Consider the following 1,824-nt stretch of genomic DNA (forward strand, 5'->3'; position numbering starts at 1 on the left):
GCGGCATCGGGAGCGGACCGCGCCCGTCGACCGGGGTGCCCGCGGTGTCGGTGACCCGGATCGACGGCAGCACGGACGGGTCCCCGACCGCCATCCCCTGCTGCAACCGGGTCACGACGACGCCCGCCTGGTTGTGCAGCTCGTTGTCCGCCGCGCCGATCAGCGTGGTGTAGAGCAGGTTCACCCCGACCCGGGCGAGCACCAGCAGCGCGACGACCGCGACCCCGCCGACCACGATCGTGATCCGGGTCTGCAGCGTCCGCCGCCGCCACCAGCCCCGCACGCGCACCACCCGGGCGCGGAACATCCCTCAGCCCGATCCGACGAGATACCCGTGCCCGCGGACGGTGCGCAGCACGTGCCCGGCCCCGACGGCGTCGAGCTTGCGGCGCAGGTACCCCACGTACACCTCGACGACGTTGCGGCTCGCGGCCTGCTCGTCCCCCCAGACCAGCCGGAGCAGCTCGTCCTTGGCCACGGCGGTGTCCGGCCGCGAGGCGAGCGCGTACAGCAGCTCGAACTCCCGCGGGGACAGCTCGACGGCGATGTCCTCCCAGGTCACGGACCTCGAGGCCGGGTCGACGACGAGCCCGCCGAGCCGCACCCGCTGGGCCGTGCGGCCGAGGGTGGCGTCCCGGCGCCGCAGCATCGCCTTCAGCTGCGCCACCAGCACGACGAACGAGAAGGGCTTCACCAGGTAGCCGTCGGCGCCGAGGTCCAGCCCGTCCGCCTGGTCGACCTCGCCGTCCTTCGCCGACAGCAGCAGCACCGGGGTGTCGACGCCCGCCGCACGCATCCGCTCGAGCACCCGGTACCCGGAGGGGCCCGGGATGATGATGTCCAGCACCACGGCGTCGAACCCGCCGGTGAGCGCGGCGCGCAGGGCGGAGTCCCCGTCGCCGACCGCGACGATCTCCATGCCCTCCGCGGTGAGCCCGCGGGTGAGCGCAGTGCGCACCCCGGGCTCGTCGTCCACCACCAGCACCCTGGCCATCGGGGAGAACGTACCGCGATGCGTGCGGAGTCCGGCTGAGCCGACTCTCAGCACCGATGCGTCAGGCTGTGTCCATGCGAGCGAAGCTGTGGACCCGGATCGGGACGAGCGTGGCGATGGCAGGCGCCGTCGGCCTCGGCCTGGTGGCCATCCCGGCGGGCGCGGGCGCCCAGCCCGAGCTGCCCCCGGTGTCCGCCGAGGACCTGGTGGCCTCGGTCGGCAAGACGGACCCGGGGCCGTTCAACGGCACCGTCGAGGTGGACAACGCCCTCGGCCTGCCCGCGATCCCGGGCGCTCCCGCGCAGCTGGCGAACGGCACGTCGGACGCACGGATCTGGTCGGGTGGGGAGGGCAGGGGCCGGGTCTCGCTGCCGTCGGCCCAGGGCGAGCAGACGCTGGTCTCGGACGGCACGACCGCCTGGTCGTACGACTCGGAGGAGCGGACCGCCACGAAGAAGGCGATCACGCCCGGCGAGCAGCACACCCAGCCCGCCGACCCGACCCGCTCGGCCACGGACGCGATCGCCCAGCTGCGGCAGACGAGCACGGTGAGCGTCGACGGCACCGCCGAGGTCGCGGGCCGCCCGGCCTACGAGCTGGTCCTCAGCCCGAACCCCACCGAGCGCACGCTGCTGCGCGAGGTCCGCATCGCGGTGGACGCCGAGAAGCGCGTCCCGCTGCGGCTCACCGTGCTGGCCAACGGCTCCGCCGACCCGGCCTTCCAGGTCGGCTTCACCGACCTCACCTTCGGCCCGCAGGACGCCGCGCTGTTCACGTTCACGCCACCGCCCGGCACCACGGTCGAGGACGCCCCGCAGGGTGAGCAGCCC

General features: G+C 74.3%; 2 protein-coding genes and 1 pseudogene. 1 reads left to right on the plus strand and 2 read right to left on the minus strand.

Annotated features, from left to right (window positions below; translation table 11 throughout):
- Positions 1-307, minus strand: a pseudogene (locus H5J29_RS31230) (sensor histidine kinase); the annotation flags it as partial.
- Positions 308-310: 3 nt separating this feature from the next.
- Complete coding sequence (locus tag H5J29_RS31235; RefSeq protein WP_181784527.1) at positions 311-994, minus strand: response regulator transcription factor; 684 nt, start codon at positions 992-994, stop codon at positions 311-313.
- 74 nt (positions 995-1,068) lie between these two features.
- On the opposite strand from H5J29_RS31235, the gene H5J29_RS31240 reads away from it, so the two are divergent.
- On the plus strand, positions 1,069-1,824 hold a 756-nt coding region (locus H5J29_RS31240; protein WP_181784528.1), incomplete at its 3' end, for a LolA family protein.

Origin of the sequence: Pseudonocardia pini, assembly GCF_013870575.1 — a bacterium.
GTDB classification, from domain to species: Bacteria; Actinomycetota; Actinomycetes; order Mycobacteriales; family Pseudonocardiaceae; genus Pseudonocardia; species Pseudonocardia pini.

Bases quoted from the DNA above. Each gene is read 5' to 3' on its own strand.
- H5J29_RS31235 (WP_181784527.1), bottom strand. From the start codon at position 994: ATGGCCAGGGTGCTGGTGGTGGACGACGAGCCCGGGGTGCGCACTGCG.